The sequence below is a fragment of the Niallia sp. NCCP-28 genome (assembly GCF_023168165.1).
Lineage (GTDB): Bacteria > Bacillota > Bacilli > Bacillales > Cytobacillaceae > Niallia.
On the sequence record NZ_BQYJ01000005.1, the window covers coordinates 84,678 to 105,907 of the forward strand.

At 35.4% G+C, this 21,230-nt stretch carries 19 protein-coding genes; 7 read left to right on the forward strand and 12 right to left on the reverse strand.

All coding sequences use genetic code 11. The annotated features are described in order from the left end of the window. Nucleotides 1–190: 190 nt before the first annotated feature. Nucleotides 191–718 (forward strand): DUF2529 domain-containing protein, encoded by a 528-nt coding sequence (locus tag NCCP28_RS15295; RefSeq protein ID WP_248562296.1) that lies wholly within the window; start codon nt 191–193, stop codon nt 716–718. A 515-nt stretch (nt 719–1,233) separates the two neighbouring features. Here the strand turns inward: NCCP28_RS15295 and NCCP28_RS15300 are convergent. Both NCCP28_RS15300 and rpoE read right to left on the reverse strand, forming a co-directional pair. Next, nucleotides 1,234–2,838 (reverse strand): CTP synthase, encoded by a 1,605-nt coding sequence (locus NCCP28_RS15300; RefSeq protein ID WP_248562297.1) that lies wholly within the window; start codon nt 2,836–2,838, stop codon nt 1,234–1,236. 388 nt (nt 2,839–3,226) lie between these two features. Continuing rightward, nucleotides 3,227–3,799 (reverse strand): DNA-directed RNA polymerase subunit delta, encoded by a 573-nt coding sequence (gene rpoE, locus NCCP28_RS15305; protein ID WP_248562298.1) that lies wholly within the window; start codon nt 3,797–3,799, stop codon nt 3,227–3,229. Nucleotides 3,800–4,139: 340 nt separating this feature from the next. Here rpoE and cls point away from each other — a divergent pair, with 340 nt between their 5' ends. After that, a complete protein-coding gene (gene cls / locus NCCP28_RS15310; RefSeq protein WP_248562299.1) occupies nt 4,140–5,342 on the forward strand; it encodes a cardiolipin synthase in 1,203 nt (400 codons plus the stop codon). 108 nt (nt 5,343–5,450) lie between these two features. After that, nucleotides 5,451–6,407: a UV DNA damage repair endonuclease UvsE gene (gene uvsE, locus NCCP28_RS15315; protein WP_248562300.1), complete on the forward strand. Its 957-nt coding sequence runs from the start codon at nt 5,451–5,453 to the stop codon at nt 6,405–6,407. A gap of 54 nt (nt 6,408–6,461) precedes the next feature. On the opposite strand, the gene NCCP28_RS15320 is transcribed toward uvsE, so the two are convergent. The 5 genes from NCCP28_RS15320 to speE form a co-directional block, all read right to left on the reverse strand. After that, nucleotides 6,462–6,641: a XapX domain-containing protein gene (locus NCCP28_RS15320; RefSeq protein ID WP_248562301.1), complete on the reverse strand. Its 180-nt coding sequence runs from the start codon at nt 6,639–6,641 to the stop codon at nt 6,462–6,464. A 91-nt stretch (nt 6,642–6,732) separates the two neighbouring features. Further along, nucleotides 6,733–8,403 (reverse strand): arginine--tRNA ligase, encoded by a 1,671-nt coding sequence (gene argS / locus NCCP28_RS15325; RefSeq protein ID WP_248562302.1) that lies wholly within the window; start codon nt 8,401–8,403, stop codon nt 6,733–6,735. Then, nucleotides 8,400–8,852 (reverse strand): YwiB family protein, encoded by a 453-nt coding sequence (locus tag NCCP28_RS15330; RefSeq protein WP_248562303.1) that lies wholly within the window; start codon nt 8,850–8,852, stop codon nt 8,400–8,402. Before NCCP28_RS15330 ends, argS begins: the two co-directional genes overlap by 4 nt. A 330-nt stretch (nt 8,853–9,182) precedes the next feature. Next, the gene (gene speB, locus NCCP28_RS15335; protein WP_248562479.1) at nt 9,183–10,055 is read right to left on the reverse strand and encodes an agmatinase; all 873 of its coding nucleotides are present in this window, start codon (nt 10,053–10,055) and stop codon (nt 9,183–9,185) included. Between the two features lie 71 nt (nt 10,056–10,126). After that, nucleotides 10,127–10,951: a spermidine synthase gene (gene speE / locus NCCP28_RS15340; protein WP_248562304.1), complete on the reverse strand. Its 825-nt coding sequence runs from the start codon at nt 10,949–10,951 to the stop codon at nt 10,127–10,129. A gap of 886 nt (nt 10,952–11,837) precedes the next feature. On the opposite strand from speE, the gene NCCP28_RS15345 reads away from it, so the two are divergent. After that, nucleotides 11,838–13,904, forward strand: coding sequence for a transglycosylase domain-containing protein (locus tag NCCP28_RS15345; RefSeq protein WP_248562305.1), 2,067 nt, complete (start codon nt 11,838–11,840; stop codon nt 13,902–13,904). Between the two features lie 208 nt (nt 13,905–14,112). On the opposite strand, the gene NCCP28_RS15350 is transcribed toward NCCP28_RS15345, so the two are convergent. Both NCCP28_RS15350 and NCCP28_RS15355 read right to left on the reverse strand, forming a co-directional pair. Continuing rightward, nucleotides 14,113–14,622 (reverse strand): YwhD family protein, encoded by a 510-nt coding sequence (locus NCCP28_RS15350; protein WP_248562480.1) that lies wholly within the window; start codon nt 14,620–14,622, stop codon nt 14,113–14,115. 18 nt (nt 14,623–14,640) lie between these two features. Beyond that, nucleotides 14,641–15,279, reverse strand: a complete 639-nt coding sequence (locus tag NCCP28_RS15355) for a site-2 protease family protein (RefSeq protein WP_248562306.1) — start codon at nt 15,277–15,279, stop codon at nt 14,641–14,643. A 290-nt stretch (nt 15,280–15,569) separates the two neighbouring features. On the opposite strand from NCCP28_RS15355, the gene NCCP28_RS15360 reads away from it, so the two are divergent. Next, nucleotides 15,570–15,755: a 2-hydroxymuconate tautomerase gene (locus NCCP28_RS15360; protein WP_101178332.1), complete on the forward strand. Its 186-nt coding sequence runs from the start codon at nt 15,570–15,572 to the stop codon at nt 15,753–15,755. A 161-nt stretch (nt 15,756–15,916) separates the two neighbouring features. On the opposite strand, the gene NCCP28_RS15365 is transcribed toward NCCP28_RS15360, so the two are convergent. The 3 genes from NCCP28_RS15365 to NCCP28_RS15375 all read right to left on the reverse strand — a co-directional run bounded on the left by NCCP28_RS15365 (nt 15,917) and on the right by NCCP28_RS15375 (nt 18,289). Continuing rightward, nucleotides 15,917–16,426, reverse strand: a complete 510-nt coding sequence (locus NCCP28_RS15365; protein WP_248562307.1) for a YwgA family protein — start codon at nt 16,424–16,426, stop codon at nt 15,917–15,919. 79 nt (nt 16,427–16,505) lie between these two features. After that, nucleotides 16,506–17,807, reverse strand: a complete 1,302-nt coding sequence (locus NCCP28_RS15370) for an HD domain-containing protein (protein WP_248562308.1) — start codon at nt 17,805–17,807, stop codon at nt 16,506–16,508. A gap of 257 nt (nt 17,808–18,064) precedes the next feature. Beyond that, entirely contained in the window at nt 18,065–18,289 is a 225-nt protein-coding gene (locus tag NCCP28_RS15375) for a YuzB family protein (RefSeq protein ID WP_248562309.1), read from the reverse strand. A 291-nt stretch (nt 18,290–18,580) separates the two neighbouring features. Between NCCP28_RS15375 and NCCP28_RS15380 the strand changes: the two genes are divergently transcribed. Together NCCP28_RS15380 and NCCP28_RS15385 are read left to right on the forward strand one after the other, a co-directional pair. Then, on the forward strand, nt 18,581–19,912 hold the full coding sequence (locus tag NCCP28_RS15380) for an MFS transporter (RefSeq protein ID WP_248562310.1): 1,332 nt from the start codon (nt 18,581–18,583) through the stop codon (nt 19,910–19,912). Nucleotides 19,913–20,179: 267 nt separating this feature from the next. Continuing rightward, nucleotides 20,180–20,974, forward strand: coding sequence for an RsfA family transcriptional regulator (locus tag NCCP28_RS15385; RefSeq protein ID WP_248562311.1), 795 nt, complete (start codon nt 20,180–20,182; stop codon nt 20,972–20,974). Nucleotides 20,975–21,230: the final 256 nt, after the last annotated feature.

Consider the following 21,230-nt stretch of genomic DNA (forward strand, 5'->3'; position numbering starts at 1 on the left):
TTTAAACCTACCCTTCCTTATCTTAAACGATACACATGTTTATATCTTTACTATCTTTCTACTTCTCAATCCGGTTTTCCTGCTATTTCCTATAAATTTTACCTTTGCTGCACACTTCCTTATAATACATAATAGGAATCAGCCAAATATAGAGACAGTACAACAAGAAAAAATAGTGGAGGGATTTACCTTGCTTAAAATGTTTTCAACCCAGTTAAGCGGGTTATTTAAAAGAATTCAGGATAAAGAGGAAGAAATGGAAGACACCGCTCGTTTGCTGGCACAAGCAATAGTAGGAAAAGGAAAGATATATTTAATGGCAACAAATGAAATGGAAGGAGTTATTTATGAGGCAATAGAAGGACCAGAGCCTTTATTCCAAGCTGCTCGCTGGAACAAAAAAGACAACTTTCTTAATATCGCTCCAAATGATCGGTTTTTATTAATTTCTAGAACTTCCCAAGATTATGGCCTTTTAGAATTTGCCAAAAAACTTTATGAACAACATATTCCTTTTGCCGCCATTTCAACTATTATGTCTAACGAAAAGGGCATTCATGAATTTGCTGATATTCATATAGATCTTGCCCTAAAAAAGGGACTGCTTCCAGATGAAAACGGTAATCGTTTTGGAAACCCCTCTTTAATAGGCGCACTTTTTGCTTACCATGGAATTAAGTTTACATTAAATGAAATTATATCAGAGCTTGATCTCTAATCGCACTCCTTCTCTTTTTTGATGCAAAAAGGTTGGGACACAACTAATTAGATAATCTGTAAAGACGAATAATCTCTACCTTTAGCCTTAAAATAAAGGCTAGTTTCGCAATCTTGGTTACTTGTGTTTTTACATATAGTCAAGTGTAAAAACTAATTCGTTCCATTGCGCTACAGACACTCCCTTTCCGCGGGAAGGAAGCCTTTCCTCTACTTCCCGCAGGAGTTGAGTGTCCTCCGCTCCATTCCAATTCGTTTTTAAAGGTTGTTATCTAAAAAAACAGAAAAAATTAATTAGTCGGAAAAACTGAGCAGCCTGAATACACGTAGGCTCCTGTGGGCTCAGCGCGAGCCCCACGGAAAGCGAAGGTATTCAGGCTGCGGGTAATAACAACAAACTTTACTGAAATCGCTCTTTTAAAAGTCAAAAAACGAACAATTATACGTATTTTCCGTATAATTGTTCGTTTTTATTTCCAACTGGAATACTTATGTCCCAGCCGCTTTCGTCTATACTTATTTCTCTGCCATTTTGATGCTTGCATGAACAAATTCACGGAATAGCGGCTGTGGTCTAGTTGGTCTAGAAATAAATTCTGGATGGAACTGAGATGCAACAAACCAAGGGTGATCTGTTAACTCTACTATTTCTACTAAACGGCCATCTGGGCTTGTACCAGAGAATACAAATCCAGCTTTCTCCATGTCTTGACGGTATTGATTGTTGAATTCATAACGATGACGATGTCTTTCATAAATCACTTCATCTTGGTATGCTTCATATGCTTTTGTATTTTCCTTTAACTTACAAGGATATAATCCTAATCGCAGTGTTCCGCCTAAATCTTCCACATCTTTTTGCTCTGGAAGCAAATCAATAATTGGATATGGTGTATCTTCTTTGATTTCAGAGGAATGTGCTCCATCAAATCCTAATGCATTACGAGCAAATTCAATAGAAGCAACTTGCATTCCTAAACAAATACCGAAGAAAGGAACTTTTTGTTCACGAGCATATTGTACAGCCAAAATCTTTCCTTCGATGCCACGATCTCCGAAACCACCAGGAACAAGAATTCCATCTGCTGATTCTAATAATTCTTTTACATTTTCTGACGTTACATTTTCTGCATTAACCCAATCAATTTCAATATCCGCATCAAATGCATACCCAGCGTGTTTTAATGCCTCTACAACAGAAATATAAGCATCTTGAAGCTCCACATATTTCCCTACAAGTGCAATTTTTACTGTCTTAGATAAATTGCGCACTACATCAACAAGCTGAATCCACTCTGTCATATCTGCTTCCTGACAATTTAGCTTTAGATGCTCACAAACAATTTGATCTAACTTTTGTTCTTGTAATGCTAATGGAATCGTATATAGCGTATCTGCATCTTGGCATTCAATTACAGCTTTTGTATCAATGTCACAGAATAAAGCAATTTTATCTTTCATATCTTGTGAAATTGGCTTTTCTGTTCTAACAACGATGACATTTGGCTGTATACCTAAACTGCGAAGTTCTTTAACACTATGTTGAGTTGGTTTTGTTTTCATTTCTCCTGCAGCTTTAATATAAGGTACTAAAGTACAGTGGATATACATGACATTTTCTCTGCCAATATCATTTTTGATTTGGCGTATTGCCTCTAAGAATGGAAGTGATTCAATGTCTCCAACCGTTCCGCCAATTTCTGTAATTACAACATCTGCATTCGTTTCTCTGCCTGCACGATATACTCTTTCTTTAATCTCATTTGTGATGTGTGGAATAACTTGAACTGTTCCGCCAAGATAGTCACCGCGACGCTCTTTTCTTAAAACCGTTGAATAAATTTTTCCTGTTGTCACATTATTGTATTTTGTTAAATTTATATCAATAAAACGCTCATAATGCCCTAAATCCAAATCTGTTTCCGCGCCATCATCTGTTACAAAAACCTCTCCATGCTGATATGGACTCATTGTACCTGGATCCACGTTGATATATGGATCAAACTTTTGAATAGTTACACTCACTCCACGATTTTTTAATAGTCTTCCTAAAGATGCAGCAGTAATCCCTTTGCCAAGTGATGAAACTACGCCACCTGTTACAAAAATATATTTTGTCATTATAAAATCCCCCTTGTTTATCAGTTTGTGCAAATTCCCCTTTATTTAAAGAAGAATTTATCTTTATTTTCGGCTATGCTAATGGAGTTTTTTGCTAAAATCATTTTTTGCTTTTTGTGAAAGCAAATGTTTTTTGCGCCTTCTCGCAATTGCTAGAAGACGTGAGCAAAAAGCCGACATAGTTCTTTAACAAAGCCTTCATTTTAGACAGGGAGTGAAACGATTGCTAGAGAATGTATTTATAAAAAGCTTAATAATTTTATAAAAAACAAAAAAGCTCCACTTACTTCAAAAAAGTAAGGGAGCGCTATTTAGCGAATTTAAGATCGTTCCTTTTTTAAGGAGCCCAAAAATGATTTTACAAGTAACAACTATAAAAGTCAAGGAACTATTTATCGTCATCCTCATCTTCAAATTCATCATCTTCTTCTTCTTCTTCTTCGTCCAAGCCATACTCTTCATCTAACTCTAAATCTTCCTCTTCATCCTCATCAACTAGATCATCATCCAGCAGATCGTCATCGCCATCTTCTTCCTCTTCGTCGTCATCTTCTAATAAATCGTCGTCATCTTCCAACTCTTCATCGAAATCATCATATTCGTCTTCTTCATCGATAAGATCAAAATCATCAAAATCGTCATCAGAAGCTTTTTTCGATTTTTTCTTTTTCGGTTTTGTAACGGTTACCACATCTTCTTCAGATTTATCTACAGGGTACCATGTACGTAATCCCCAACGATTATCTCCTAATGATAGAAAACGGCCATCAATATTTATATCTGTATAAAATTGTGCAATTTTGTTATTAACTTCAGCATCTGTTAAATTTAATAGTTTTGTTATTTCTCTCACAATTTCATGAAAGGAATATGGAGTTTTAGCACCGTTTAATAATTCATATGCAACTTCTATTAAGGACATTTCTTTTAATTCTTCAATTGTGTATTTTTCTACACTCATTTCTTGCACTTCCCTTCTAATCTAGACTCTTTATCTCGTCATGATAAGCAGCAGTTTATCCCTACGTTTCTAACCAATTATCTAAAAAATCAAGCCAATTATAAAGAAATAAGTTCAAAACCACTCTAACCTCGATGTAAATATACCATTTTTACAAGTATTTTTTACAGTAAAGAGCAAAAATACATATTCTCCATTATAAACAAAATCTAGATGAATATGCTAGTAGTTTTGGCATTCATTGGACTTTTCTTTAAATAATTGGATTCACCCCTCTCTCCCTTTATGATAGAAACAATAATTTTCGGAAATAATATCATCTTAAAGGAGGAACGATAATTTGAAAATATCACTTCTTATTATAATTGCTTTAATTGTTTTATTTTTTTTCCTCTACATCGATTTTTATTTTGGAAGAAAACATCAGCTGAAAAAGATTAATCGACACAACCACCCATTTCGATATACAGATTTCACTATTTATTGTAACGGGAACGATTTATTTCCTGAACTATTTTCAACTTTAAAACATGCAAAACACCATATTCATATTTTATTTTATACAGTAAAAACAGACAGCATCAGCAATGAATTTTTTGCCTTGTTAAGGGAAAAAGCAAAAGAAGGGGTAGAAGTTCGCCTTGTTCTCGATTGGCTAGGAAGCCTAAAGATACGAAAAAAAATCATTAATGAACTAAAAGGGGCAGGAATAGAGTTCTATTTTTGCCATATTCCCAAGCTCCCTTTTTTCTTCTATTCTCTTCAAGTGAGAAATCATCGCAAAATTGCCATTGTGGATGGAAAAATTGGGTTTATGGGTGGATTCAATATAGGGAAAGACTATATTAATGCCAATCTTAAGTTAAGTCCTTGGAGAGATTGTCATATAAAAATGACTGGAGAAGGTTTAGACGATTTACAAAGAGAATTTCTAAAAGATTGGCTAGGTGCTTCTAAAATTAATTTGCTGCAAAATCAAATATATTTTCCATCGCAGCCAAAAGGAGCTTCCAGGCATCAGCTAATTGCATCTAAAGGCAAATATTTAGAAGAGATTCTTTCTCATTTAATAAGGAATGCCAAAAAATCCATTATCATTTGCACGCCTTATTTTATCCCAACTAAACAAATAATGAAGGAATTGCTTTTTGCTTTAGACCGCAATGTTGAGATTATGATTTTATTGCCTAATAACGCCGATCATATTTTAGTCAAAGAAGCTTCCTTCTCTTATTTAAGAAAACTGCTGGTCAAAAATGCCGATGTTTTTCAATACACTCACGGTTTTTTTCATAGTAAAATCACAATTGTTGATGATGAAATATGTTTTGTCGGTTCCTCTAATTTTGATAAAAGAAGCATATTGCTGAATCATGAGCTGAACTGCAGCGTTTATGATAAGAAATTTATTGGAGAGATGAAAAAACAAATTCAGAATGATTTAAGCGTTTCTAATCCATTACTTCTAGCAGATATAGAAAAACCGACTATTTGGACGTTACTAAAGGAAAAAATCGCCCATGTTTTTTCTTCCTTTTTATAAATAATCTGCACACCAAATATTTCCTCTTTTAATGAGTAGCCTTACTAGTTTTTGGGGAATTGATTTAATAGCGAATATAATATAAAGAAATATTAGAGGGGATATATCATGATATACCAATTTGGCTTTGTATCCCATGCCACTAATCTTTGGGATGCCTCACCTGCAAAAACCTTAACTTTTTCAAGGTATAAAGAAATGACCAAAGAAGCTAGATTGCAAAAGCTCTGTGACATTACAGAAACAAATCTAAACCACACTTTGCGAACCATTCATTATAATATCGGCCATGAAATAAATCTTTATCGCATGTCCAGTTCTATTGTTCCACTTGCAACACACCCTGAAGTAATGTGGGACTTTATTTCTCCATTCAAGGAAAAATTTTCAGAAATAGGAGAACTCGTCAAAAAGCATCATCTTCGGGTGAGCTTTCATCCAAATCAATTTACACTTTTCACTTCAACAAAAGATGAAGTGACAAAAAATGCTGTTATAGATATGGAATTCCACTATAAAATGCTTGAAGCTATGGGGATTGCTGAAGATAGTGTAATAAACATCCATATTGGCGGCGCTTATGGGGATAAAAAACAAACATTGATTCGTTTTTATCAGAATTTAAATACATTACCCCTTCATATAAAAAAGGTAATGACATTAGAGAATGATGATAAAACTTATACGGCTGAAGAAACACTAGCGGTTTGCCAAAAGGAAAATATTCCATTTGTTTTTGACTATCATCATCATATGGCAAACCTAAGCACTAACTCCCTTGAAGAAATGCTTCCAGCCATTATGGATACATGGAAAGAACGAGGCTTAAAGCCAAAAATTCATTTATCTTCTCCTAAATCGGAAAAGGCCCTTCGCTCCCATGCTGATATGGTGGACGTTCATTTTGTTAGGCCATTATTTGAAATGCTTCGGCCCTTGCAAATCGACATTGATTTTATGATTGAGGCAAAATTAAAAGATCAAGCATGTCTACATCTTGTCCAAGAGCTGAGCACTATTCGCGGAGTGAAAAGAATCGGTGGTGCTTCACTTGAATGGAAATAGCAAAAACAGGACTTTTCAGTTTTTTATATACTGTAAGTCCTTTTGTTATTATTTTTATTTAAACATCGCTGCAATCCACGGAGCCAGTTTTTCATACACTTTGAACCCTGCATATATACCAATAATGCCCACAATTCCAGGCAATGCACCTGGTGCTGGTATTGGCAATTTTAATAGAGCAAAAATAAATCCTGTTAAAAAACCTGTACAAAGTGCTAATATAATCAACTTCATAGACACCATCCTTTCCTTTATTATTTGAAAAGAAGAATGATACTATCCCAGCTCACAAAAAAAGGACTGGCAGCATGCCAATCCTTTTTTCTTACATTTTTTCAGGTGCAGATACACCAATTAAATGCAAAGCATTTCTTAATGTAATTTGTGTAGACTTAATTAGCGCCAATCTTGCTTTTGTTCTTTCTAAATTATCTACATCCAGCACTTTTTCTGCATTATAAAAGCTATGAAATGTAGATGCCAAATCATAAATATAATTTGTAATGCGGTGCGGCATTCTTTTTAACGCAGCTTCACTAACAGCTTGTGGAAACTCTCCTAATTTCTTCAGCAAATCAAATTCTTTTTCTGCTTCGATTTGTGCTAAATCCAGACTATCTGACAATGTGATGCCCTGCTCTTTGCCTTGTCTCAAGATACTACAGATGCGCGCATGTGCATATTGTGCATAATAAACCGGGTTTTCATTTGATTGAGATACAGCTAAGTCTAAATCAAAATCTAAATGTGTATCCGCACTTCTCATTGCAAAGAAGTAGCGTGTAGCATCAAGTCCAACTTCTTCTACCAAGTCTCTCATTGTTACAGCTTTACCAGTACGTTTGCTCATCTTCATTTTTTCGCCATTTTTATATAAATGAACAAGCTGAATAATTTCTACTTCTAATGCGTCTTTATTATATCCCAATGCTTGAATGGCTGCTTTCATACGAGGAATGTAACCATGGTGATCTGCTCCCCAAACATTAATAAGCTTTTCAAACCCTCTCTCTAGCTTATCTTTATGATAAGCTATATCTGGCGTTAAATACGTGTAAGAGCCGTCATTTTTGATTAGAACACGGTTTTTATCATCGCCAAAATCAGTTGAGCGCAGCCATGTTGCTCCGTCTTCCTCATAAATATAACCATTTTCTTTTAAAGCATTTAGTGCAACATCAATTTTTCCATTATGGTATAAAGAAGTTTCAGAATACCATACATCAAAAGGAACGCGGAAATCTTCCAAGTCTTTTTTCAGTTTCGCCATCTCATATTTCAATCCATAATCACGGAAGAAATCAAAACGTTCCTGCTCAGAAACATGCACATACTTATCACCATATTCTTCTGCTAAAGCTTTGCCGATTCCAATGATATCTTCCCCATGATAGCCATCTTGCGGCATTTCCTTCTCTAGCCCTAAACTTTGGAAATAGCGTGCTTCTACAGATAAAGCTAAGTTGTTAATCTGGTTTCCAGCATCATTTATATAGTATTCCCGAGAAACATCATATCCTGCTTTTGCCAAAATATTGCTTAATGAATCCCCAACAGCAGCCCCGCGCGCATGGCCTAAATGAAGGTCGCCTGTTGGATTTGCCGATACAAACTCAACTTGCACTTTTTCTTTATTTCCTATATTTGTTTCTCCATAAGCATCATCTGCTTCCAAAATAGTTGGAATTAATGCTGTTAAATAACTGTTATCCATATAAAAATTAATGAATCCTGGTCCAGCAATTTCCAACTTTTTAATTGATGCTTTACTTACATCAAAGTTCTCGATAATTGCTTCTGCAATCATGCGAGGAGCCTTTTTTGCTACTCTTGCTAATTGCATAGCCATATTGGTAGAATAGTCCCCATGATTTTTATCTTTTGGAATTTCCAAAATAACTTCTGGAATCTGCTCCTCTTGAGCTAATCCCGCTTTTATTACCGTATCTTTTATTTCTTGTTTAAGCTTTTCTTGTATTTGCGCTACGATATTCATTTTTGTTCTGCTTCCTCCTTAAAATCTATTGTCATATGATAGGTGCCATTAGACTTTCCTTGCATTTTTAAATCATATAATAAATCAAAATTTCCAGCAGATAAGGATTCTCGAGATAATTCCAGTGACATTCTTTTTGTATCTGTTTCTACTAGAAAGGTGCCATATGGACTTTCATAGCTTCCATTTCTTTTTTTGTTTAAGATAAAAGATAATCTCATTTTCACTGCACCACTTCGAAGAATAATCCCTTCATTTTCGGTAATTTTGATGATCGTTTTAATTATGCCTTCTTCTGCCGCTTCTTCATATTTTATATATTTTCCATTATCTTTTTCTAAGTATTGTCCAAATCCGTTCCACTCAATACTATCCTTTGCTTTCCCATTATAAATATGAGTAGACACGCGTATCTTTATAGGCACTTGTTCCGCTGATCGGCTTGACAACGGCAACACATCCTTTTCTTTTACTGTATAACTTTATAAGTATAAATTTTTTAAGGTTTAAGCGCAAGATGGCAAAAGCTAAACAAGAAAAAAGAAGATGCCATTTAGAATTGCATCTTCTTTTTATTAGGCTATGTTTGTATAGAAGATAGAGTGTTGCTTTTAAACACACAGCCTGAATACACTTTTTGATTTTCCTCGTCACATAAGCTCCTTTAGAGTCTTTGTCTTTTTCGCATTTTCAATGGAGTCTACGTGTATTCAGGCTGTTGAAATCCGTTTCTCCCATTATTGTGTTAAAAACAATAAATTTTGAGAAAACATTCACTATTACTTCACCCAGCCAAGAATCATTTCGCGAATTAATTTGCTTGCTGTATTTGCTGTTTGTTCAGAAGGATCATAGATTGGTGCCACTTCTACTAAATCAGCTCCCACAACCTGTACTTCAGAACGAGCAATTTCATGAATGGATGCCAATAGTTCTTTTGAAGTAATTCCACCTGCATCTACAGTTCCTGTTCCTGGGGCATGTGCTGGGTCTAACACATCAATATCAATTGTGACATATACTGGTCTGCCTGCAAGTGTCGGCAATATTTCTTTTAACGGCTCCAAAACTTCAAATTTAGAAATATGCATGCCTACTTCTTTTGCCCATTGAAATTCTTCTTTCATTCCAGAACGGATGCCGAATGAATAGACATTAGTCGGTCCAATTAAATTTGCGACTTTTTTTATCGGGGTGGAATGGGATAAAGGTTCTCCCTCATAATCATCGCGCAAATCTGTATGTGCATCCATATGTATAATTGCTAAATCTGGATATTTTTTATACATTGCTTGGAAAACGCCCCATGATACTAAATGTTCTCCACCCATTCCAAGTGGGAATTTTCCATCTGCCAATACTTTCCCTACATACTCTTCAATCATATCTAAGCTTTTTTGCGGATTTCCAAATGGCAATGGGATATCGCCAGCATCAAAGTATTTCACTTCTTCTAATTCACGATCCAAATATGGACTATACTCTTCTAAACCTATTGAAACTTCACGAATTCTTGTTGGACCAAATCTAGATCCAGGGCGGTAGCTCACCGTCCAATCCATCGGCATTCCATAAAGAACAGCTGTGCTCTCTTCATAGTTTGGATGGCTTTTTATAAATACATTACCCGAATATGCTTCATCAAATCTCATAATCTTCTCCATTCCTCCATTTATCGCGAAGCCCCTTCCTTTCTCCTAGCTTAGAAGGACACTCACTTTCCTTATAATAAATCTTGCACAAATTTCGGCAAGACAAAAGCCGCTTTATGCAGTTCTTTCGTATAGTATTTTGTTTCAATAGGATGAAACCGATCTTCCTTCACTTCTAATGGATCATATTTTTTGGAACCAATAGTAAATGCCCACATTCCGCTTGGATACGTTGGAATATTCGCTGTATATAGTCTCGTAATCGGGAAGATTTCCTTTACATCCCTTTGAACAGATTGTATTAAATCTCCTTTAAACCATGGATTATCCGATTGAGCTACAAATAGGCCATCTTTTTTTAATGCTTTGGCAATGCCTGCATAGAACCCTTTTGTAAATAAATTCACTGCCGGTCCCACAGGCTCTGTAGAATCTACCATTATACAATCATACTGATTATCACTTTCGGCAATATGCATAAATCCATCGCCCACTTTAACTTCTACGCGGGGATCTTCAAGCTTCCCTGCAATTTCTGGAAGATACTTTTTGCTGTATTCAATTACCTTGCCATCAATGTCTACCAATGTCGCCTTTTCCACACTTGGATGCTTTAATATTTCTCGTATTACCCCACCATCTCCTCCTCCAACTACTAAAACCTCTTTTGGATTAGGATGGGTGAAAAGCGGAATATGCGCCACCATTTCATGATACACAAATTCATCTTTGACAGAGGTCATGACCATATCATCCAGAAGAAGCATATTGCCCCATTCTGCTGTCTCTACCATATCTAGCTTTTGAAAATCTGTTTGCTCTGTATGTAAAGTTTTTTTGATTTTCATTGTGATGCCGAAATTATCTGTTTGTTTTTCTGTAAACCATAAACCCATATTATTGTCCTCCATTCAGTATCAAAAGTACTCATGCCTTTTTATAAAGTGAACCTTCAATCAGTAGAGACTTCTTTATCCCCCCAATGATTGTTAGTTGAGCTAATCAGACTTTTACGGGCAGTTATCCTTGTGCAACTTTGTGAAATAATTTTTCTGTCTTTTGCAAACCACTATCCATGCAAAAATAATTCACTCATTAACTAGACAGAAAAATTCTATGCAATATAACTCCTTTTTTCAGCACATTCAGCTTTCCCGCCGAAAATGAACACAAGCTAGAAGATAACAAGGAAGACACTCCCCTGATGGATCAGGCTGTAGAAAACAAAAAAAGTAAAAGTGACTTCTGTTTAACATTTATACCCTTTAGCAAAAGACCCATCATCCTTATACTTCCCAAACAAATAAATAACAAACACGAAAAAAAGTATAGAGTAATTATTTTAAAATGCAAGAAAAATTTATTTAACGGAAATAAAAATGTTTAAAAATTTTCTCTCCACTCCATACTGTAGCTATCTATTTATTTTTTATGCTTTTATAAAGTTTTGTTTATACAGCAATTGGAGCTCGCTCAGATGCAAGATCTTTTTGCAAGCTTTCTTGAATCAACCGTTTAAGACAAAAGGCAATAGAAAAAGGGCAAACCGATTAACATTATCTTTTTTGTAAAGATGAACCGATAGAGGGAAGCCTTCATTAAACATTTATCTTGAATTAGCAGGCTTTTGACCACCATCCCAAGATTATTAGAAAAAAGAAAATTAGATGGAGAATCAGCCCTTAAAAAAGCCCGAGTGGTTTCACTAACGATCAGCTGGAAATTCCCCCTGCTGATGGAAGCTTCACTTTATATAACAATTGAAAGTGGTGATGGAGTTTTATGGAGATTATCACAAAAAATGGTCTGAGAAACTCTTCAAAATATATACGTTTTTTCGTTATTATAGCTTTTCTTTTCATTATAGCTGCAAGTATCACTCTAGCAGGGATTTTAATTTATGCACGAGTATTAGGGCCCCCTCCCCTTGCTGTTTCCCAATCTACAATTTATTATTCTGACGATGGCAGCATCATTGGAGAAAGCAACAATGGCCAAAAGCGCTATTGGGTTTCTATAGAAAATATCAGTCCATCTCTCGTTGATGCAACTGTCTCTATTGAAGATAAAAATTTCTTTGCACATTATGGGTTTGACTTTAAACGAATCGGTGGAGCCTTGCTTGCCGATATAAAAGCAATGGCAAAAGTGCAAGGCGCCAGTACAATTACTCAACAATATGCAAGAAACCTATTTTTAGAGCATGATAAAACATGGTCAAGAAAACTCTCCGAGGCATTTTATACTATTCGACTTGAAATGTTTTACAGCAAAGAGGAAATATTAGAAGGTTATCTTAATACCATTTATTACGGAAACGGTGCATATGGATCAGAAGCTGCAAGCCAGTACTACTTCGGAAAAAGTGCTGCCGAGCTTACATTAGCTGAGGCAACGATGCTTGCGGGAATTCCCAAAGGTCCAAGCTCTTATTCTCCTTTAGTTTCTTTAGATAAAGCGAAGCAAAGACAAAAAGTGATTCTTGATTCATTGGTAACAAACAAATATATCACAAAAAACCAAAAGGAATCTGCTTTAAACGAACAGTTATCGTATATAGGAAAGTTCCCTATAGCCAGTATAAAAATAGCACCCTATTTTCAAGATGCGGTAAAAAATGTATTAAAAAACGAGCTTCATATTGATGATCGAACCATTGCCCTTGGAGGATTACGGGTTTATACCACATTGAATACACAACAACAGGAAATAGCGGAACAAACAATTCATTCCGTTATAAATCCTGCAAGCAATCTTCAAATTGGCTTTGTTGCCATGAATCCAGCTAATGGATATGTACAAGCGATGGTCGGTGGGAGGAATTATGAGGAAAGTCCGTTTAATAGAGCGGTACAAGCCAAGCGTCAACCTGGCTCTACTATTAAGCCAATTCTTTATTATGCTGCATTAGAGCACGGTTTTACTCCAACAACCATGATGAGCAGCGAAAAGACAACCTTTCGATTTGATAATGGAAGCGATCCTTATACACCGCATAACTTTAACAATAAATATGCAGAAGGGAATATTACTCTAGCACAAGCACTGGCATTATCGGATAATGTGTATGCAGTGAAGACTCACTTATTTCTGGGAGAAGATACGTTAGTAGAAACAGGGAAAAGATTTGGCATTGATACACCCCTGCAGAAGGTTCCATCATTAGCGTTAGGAACCTCTAATGTAAAAGTGATCGAAATGGCAAATGCCTATAGCATACTGGCAAATGGCGGAAAAAAAGTGAAGCCAGTTTACATCACAAGAATTGAAACAGCCAATGGCAAGGTTATTTACAGCCATAAACAGACAACAAAAAGAATATTGGATAAAGACTTAACATTCGTCATGAACCAATTAATGACAGGGATGTTTGATGAGAAACTAAATGGCTATTCAAGTGTAACTGGCAGTCCAATCAAAAAAGATATTACAAGAATTTATGGAGGAAAATCTGGGTCCACAGAAACAGACAGCTGGATGATTGGATACACGCCACAGCTTGTTTCTGCCGTTTGGACTGGTTATGATCAAGGGAAACCAATTACATTGACAGCCGATAAAGTATATGCAAAAAATGTTTGGATTAAATTTATGGAGGAAAGCTTAAAGGATGAGCCAATCAAAGGGTTTGCGCCAACAAAAGGAACAGTAGGCGTCTACATTAATCCCAAAAGCGGAAAACTTGCAACAACTGCCTGTCCGACAAAACGATTGATGTACTTTACAAAAGAAACAGTTCCGATCGATTATTGTTCAGATTTGCCTAAAGAGAATAATAAAAGCTCCAATCACCACAATGGCAAAACAGACAAGGACACTCCTTGGTATAAACGAATCCTTCCTTGGTAAGTAAAAAACGGAACCATTAAAGTTCCGTTTGAGGCTGTCGATAAAAACGCTCTCTTTCTTCGTTGTTCGCCTTGCTCGGATGCTCATTACCTACCTGGGTAACTCCGCTCCTCCAAAGACAAACGTTTTCGATCAGCCTGAAAAATTAGTAAAATAAGCTTTGTCTACACTCTGAAACGGAACCATTAAAGTTCCGTTTTTTTTTGCATTATCCTAATAAGCCTTTTTTTAATTCCTCTGTTGAGTTATTCCACAATATTTCATCATGATTTCTTAAAAATTCTGCCAACACTTTTTTAGATTTTTCATCCATATGCTCGACCATTATATGACGTTTCATTGATTTATCCATCTTATTAACATGCTCTGGCAAAGATTTATATCCTCTGCGAATCGAACGGTCAACAGTCATCTCACATGCTGTTACACCTGCATAATAAGGACCTTCTAGCTTTCTGTCTATCGTTACCCACACTAGCCAATATAACTTTCCATTTGGCACTTCTGCCTTTTCCTTCAGAAACTTAATGCCTTTTTCCACAGCGCTTCTAGCATGCATGGCACCTACATCCACTTCCACTTCTCCAGCCTCTACATCAATAATAACAGGGGAAACATTTTCTAAACTTAAGGCGCCTACTCCAAAACCGCCATGTCCATCTGTTGGATCATTTTTAATGATATTAAAGCCTATTGTTTTTTTCTTTTTTTCTTCCATCATGCAACTCTCCTTTATTTAAAGCAATATTGATTGAAATAAATTGATAAAGAAACCTTGTACAAATCGGATATAAGGAAATATCGTACTATTTGATAACCCAGTTACAACAAGAACAATAAATAGAATCGATCCATATACTTCGTATTGAGACATCTTAGCTCGAACCCGCGAACTTACTAAGTCCTCAATAATCCGGTAGCCGTCTAATGGAGGCAATGGAATTAAGTTAAAAGCAAAAAGCAGTAAATTCATTTGAATAAAGATTTGTAAAAATGGAAAAAAGTCGAATGGCAATCCATTTGTAATCCCTGTTTTATATAATAAAACAAACAAAACAAAACCAATAAATGCTAAGATCAAATTGCTCAGAGGCCCTGCTAATGAAACAAGCACTCCCGCAAGCCTCGGACGTTTAAAGTAATAACGGTTTACAGGAACTGGCCGAGCCCATCCAAAACCGACTAAAATGATAAAAATGGCTCCAAGAGGATCTAGATGCGCTATCGGATTTAATGTTAATCTGCCTTGTTTTTGTGCCGTTGGATCTCCAAATTTATAAGCAACATATGCGTGTGCAAATTCGTGGAGAGTAAAACCTATAATGATGGTAATAATAATATATGGCAAATCTGCCCACGATTGTGAAAATAACAAATGGTAATCTCCCCTCTTAATCAATATCTATTTTCTATAAGAAATACATCCTATTTTTATCTACTCCAATATAAAATTATACATGATTATAAAAAGGAAAGGAAAATTTTCTATCTGACTAATAGTTTTTTCATTCTCGGCCTAATTTTTTATTTCGAAAATTTTTAGTTACTCTGAAAATGAAAGTTTTTTCTCATCCTTTAACAAAATGGTGAACATCAGGGGAAGAGACTTGCACTTTTTCTGAAAATATGAAAAACTACATACGAACATCACTAGGAGGGAAAAATATGCCATATATTACTGTTAAAATGTTAGAAGGACGTACAGAAGAGCAAAAAAGAAATCTTGTAGAAAAAGTAACAGATGCAGTATCCGAAACAACAGGCGCTCCGAAGGAAAAAGTGGTAGTATTTATTGAAGAAATGTCCAAAAACCATTATGGTATCGCTGGCAAACGTGTAAGCGATCAATAAGTGTAGAAATGACAACAAAAAGGACTAGTAAAATGCCCATTTGAATTGCATATGCAATTCAAATGGGCATTTTTTATGCAACCGCATATATGGATGATTGCGTGCTTAAGACCCCTCAAAACATCAGCTCTTGACCTTGACATTACTAGGGGCCTCTTTACTTATTGTACGGTTGATTTTGCCTTAAGGCCTTCAATATATTGAAAAGCTTGTTCAATCTCTTCATTCGTATACTTTTGTTTGCTTTTTAAGGTAAATACCTTTTCCTTAATTTCCTCTTTCTCTAAATTGTCAAAATAGAGTACAGTGGAAACAAGTTCTAAAAACCTTGCGCTTTGTTCGTTCATATCTACTAAACAAGTAGGCAAAAGGGGCATCTCCACTTCATTTAACTGTAAAAATTCTTCTCCGCTTTCTGTCAGCGAATAGCGATATTGGAAATACCCCCCTTTTTTTTCTTTTATTTCATTTAAGAATCCCATATTGCAAAGTTCTTCCACTCTCAGTGTCAACTCTTCTGAATAGGGGCCAAAAAAATGGAATTGATATTTTTCATGGAAAGGAAAATCTAGTTTTTTTGCAATATATATCATCTTTTGTAATTTTTTTCTGCCTATAATTTCACCAGAAGCAGCAATAGCTTTCATTATTTTCGCATGATCTTTTAACAAAATGGTTCAACTCCTACTCCTTCGTTTCAAAAAGCAGCTGTTCTTTTTGAAATTTCATTCTCGTGCGAAAGATTTCCCGTTATTTTATATCCAATAATTGGCGAATTTGTTTTTTTATTTTACTTTTTGTTTGATCGTTTTTTAAGATATCTTTTGGAAAATACAATTTATGATCTGTTCTTCTTTTTCCAGAAATGCTGTCTACAATTTCCGACTCCCTGGAAAGTTCTCTTATTTCATTGTTTTTCATTAACAAATGGATAGGAAGCCGTTCCTCTTCCTCTCCAGGGCGGTAAAAATCATATGGAAGGTCAGAAGAAGAATCTACCACTAGATAATAATCTGGATCTATTCCTGCCTTTTGAAATAAAATAGATAATTCAGCCAGCTTCTTATATTCTTTTGCTGGATCAAATTCTACGTATTTAAAGAGATTTCTATTCATAAATCTACGGCATAGATCTTTTAATATCTCATCATCTTCTTCTTGCCACATTTGAAAATAATACAGAATAATAGCCTCATCCAGTTTTAAATAGTCTTCTAATGTCATCTCATCTTTAAAAAGGGAATAGAAATGCGCAGGATGATGCTTAAAGGAATAGAACTGCTCATGAAGATGCTTGGCACGATGCAGAATTTTTGTCAAAATCACTTCTGCGCTTCTCGTAACTGGGTGGAAATATACTTGCCAGTACATTTGATACCTGCTCATAATATAATCTTCCACCGCATGCATGCCGCTTTTTTTGATGACTGCCTGATCTTCACGGGGGCGCATGACGCGAAGAATTCGCTCCATATCAAAATTCCCATAGCTTACCCCTGTAAAATAAGCATCCCGCAATAAATAATCCATCCGGTCCGCATCAATTTGGCTGGAAATTAAGCTTACTACCAATTTCTCATTAGACGTTTTTCCGATTATTTCTGCAACCTTTTTAGGAAAATCCTTAGAGACTTTTGTTAAAATCTGATTTACTTCCGTATCTCCTAGAATAATATCTTGTGTAAATTGCTCGTGGTCTAAGTCAAACACTTTTTCAAAAGAATGGGAAAAAGGTCCATGACCTAAATCATGCAAAAGAGCCGCACATAACGATAATAATCTTTGATCACTGTTCCACTCTTTTCTTCCATTAAAAACATCATCAATTATTCGCCTGACAATTTCATATACACCAAGAGAATGATTAAACCTGCTATGTTCTGCCCCATGAAATGTCAAATAGGTAGTGCCAAGTTGTTTGATTCTCCGCAAGCGCTGAAACTCTTTTGTTCCAATCAAATCCCAAATAACCCGGTCCCGAACATGAATATAACGATGTACTGGATCTTTAAATACCTTTTCTTCTTTTAACATCTCTGTTGAATAGGACATCTTCTTTCCCTTCTCTCTCTAATAGCTTATGCCAATAGCTTATGCCGTTCTAATCGCAGACACTGATGAAGGTGCCGCGTCTTACCAATGCACATAAAAAGAGGTGATTCCTTTAAAAAGAGGTAACAATTCAAATCTCGTAAAGCCATTTCTCCTTACGATTTATGTTAACTCTTTTGATGGAAGCACCCTCTATTTTCTGCATTCTATCTATGTTGATTATAACATCTTTACTTCATTTAGATTAACTACAGATGTCACTTTTTTAGCTTATTGTTTATTTTATCCATTAATTCCTCTTCAGATAATGCTGCAAGTGGACGATTATTTACAAAGGCAAAAGTTTTTTTTCTGCCTGGACCGCAATAGGATTGACACCCTATTTCAATCTTTGCTTCAGGATCAATTTGCTTTAGGCGCGGTATTAATGTTTTTAAATTAACAGCCTGACAATCGTCGCAAACACGGAATTCGTTTGCCATTGGGACAACCCTTTCTTTAAAAGCATTTATGTCGATTTACTATTTACTATATGGTATTTTACCCCTTCTTCTATTTCAATGCAAGATGCAAACTTTTGACAAAACTAATTATAAAAAGGGGAAAGGTGCAGTTTTATCACGAAAAAACGTTTCTCAGCATTCTTCTAAGATTATTTGCCATCATAAATTCCTTTTCTCGCGACCTGCTGCCAAAATGTTCAAGCTTTCCTCTATATTAATTTTTCTTCTTGCTGTATAATTTTTATCCTAAGTTTAAGGAGGATTATCGAAATGAAACACAATAGAATACTTGTTATGGTCAGTATCGTACTAGCAATGCTTGTTGCTTCTATAGATTCAACTATCATGAATACAACAATGCCTATTATTGCTGATGAACTAGGCAGATTAGATTTATATGCATGGTCATTTGCCACCTATATGATTGCAAGCACCATTCTTTCTCCTGTGGCAGGCAGATTATCTGACTTGTTTGGGAGAAAAAAGATTTTTGGCTTCGGCATTATATTATTTTTATTCGGCAGTTTGTTATGCGGAATTGCAACAGACATGATTCAGCTCATTATTTTCCGAAGCATTCAAGGAATGGGCGCTGGGTTTATGATGCCTTTTCCAGCTATTATTGCCGGCGATCTTTTTTCAGTAGAAAAACGCGGAAAAATACAGGCTCTCTTTACCGCTATGTGGGGACTGTCTGCTATTCTTGCACCACTGCTTGGATCTTTATTTGTAGAAATTTTGTCATGGAGATGGATATTCTATATTAACATCCCTGTTTGTTTCCTATGTTTTATGACATTGCTTCCATACAAGGAAGAATATGAACCAAAAAAAGCAACTATTGACTATATAGGCGCCACTCTTTTTGCTGCCAGCATTACTTTTCTTCTGCTAATTACGATAGTAGACAAAAATATCATTCTTTTTTCTATACTTGGTGTAGCATTTTTAGTTATTTTCTACTTTTTCGAAAGAAGGCATCCTTCACCAATTGTCCCTTTTTCTATTTTTAAAAATAAAACAATTGCTTGGATCTTTTTAAATTCTTTTATAGGAACCTTGGCTTTATTTGGAACCTCTAGTTACATTCCATATTTTCTGCAAAAAGTAGCCGGATTATCCCTATTTTTAAGCGGTGTTTCTTTGTTGGGTGTAGCAATAGGATGGATGGCGGTTTCCGTTCCTGCGGGAAAGTGGATATTAAAATATGGCTATCGTATTCTATTAATAATCGGGAATACATTACTATTCATCTCTGGAATAATGTTAGTGTTATTAAATGATACACATGGTTTTTGGTATACCTTTATCATTATGATCATTCAAGGACTTGCCTTTGGCTTATTAAGCACTGTAGGGGTTATCGGTGCACAGCAACTTGTTGGAAATCATGAAAAAGGCATCTCTACTTCTTTTCTGATGTTCTGCCGCAATATGGGTACTGCTATTGGTGTAACCATTATGGGCACACTATTAACAAGTGGATTCAATATTATGGATGGCATTCATCATCTTTTCCTTTATGGTTTTATTGCAAGTGCATTTGCTTTTATTTCTGCCTTTTTTATTCAAAATGAAAAATCTGTAGCACAAGTAAAGTAATCTATTATTAGCTGCAGCTTTTCTAATAAACATGATGTCTGATTCTCCATTTCTTTAAAAGCAAAAGAAAAAAATCGCTATTTAAAGAGTTTCAAATGGCTAGTCAGACTCCCTTTACCTTCTCTCACTATTCCTTTCCCTTCTTATTTTTTTGCCATTTTACTAAAAAAATCTACTATCCTTTCAATTCCCTGTATAAATAATAAAAGTTTGGAAAAGATGTTACTAGAATTATTATTATATTGTTATATTCGGGAGTTGAGTGAAATGAAATTACGCCAAGATGCTTGGTCAGAAGAAGATGATCTTTTATTAGCTGAAACAGTTTTACGCCACGTTCGGGAAGGAAGTACTCAATTAAATGCATTTGAAGAAGTAGGAGATAAACTAAACCGCACTTCAGCAGCTTGTGGCTTCAGATGGAATGCTGTGGTCCGCCATCAATATGAAAAGGCATTGCAGCTAGCAAAAAAACAGCGAAAACAACGCCAGCGCATTTTAGGAAAAGATCAAGGCGGAAAAAAGAAATTGCTTTATTCACCGCCAGTTCCTACAGTAGATGAACTAGAAGCATTAACAACCGCTGCCTCCATGACGGAATTGGGGTCTATGGAAAATGACTCAATGGATATATTAGAAGAAAATATTACTAGCAGCTTAACAGAAGATGTTATATCAAGCTATCAACAAGCCTTATCTGAGGAAAAAACACCGAACACACAAGCACAATCTAGCATTTCTTACAATTCAGCAAATTTAGATTTTGATACCGTTCTTTCTTATTTGCAAAACTTTAAAAATTCACAAATACAAGTAGATATTTTAAAAAGTGAGAATGAAAGATTAAAAAGAGAGATGGCTACCATAAAAAGCCGCAATAAAGAATTAGAAGAAAAATTAAATAAGATGGAAAATAATTCAGAAATTATTCAAGAAGATTATGAAACACTGATGAAGATAATGAATAGAGCAAGAAAATTAGTATTGTTAGAAGAGGAAGAGCGGCCTGCAACAAAATTTAAGATGGACAGAAATGGAAATTTAGAAAAGGTAGCAGAATAACACTCTAGTAAATAAATAGAAACCTTCCTAAATTGCCGCATTCTAGAAAAAAGACTTATAAATGGTATTATCTTTTAATAAAGGCTGGGACATAAGTATTCCAGTTGAAAATAAAAACGAACAATTATATGTTAATTGTTCGTTTTAAGCTTTTAAAAGGGTGATTTCAGTAAAGTTTGTTGTTATTACCCGCAGCCTGAATACACTTCGCTTTCCGTGGGGCTCGAGCTGAGCCGCGGAAAGGGAGTGTCTGTAG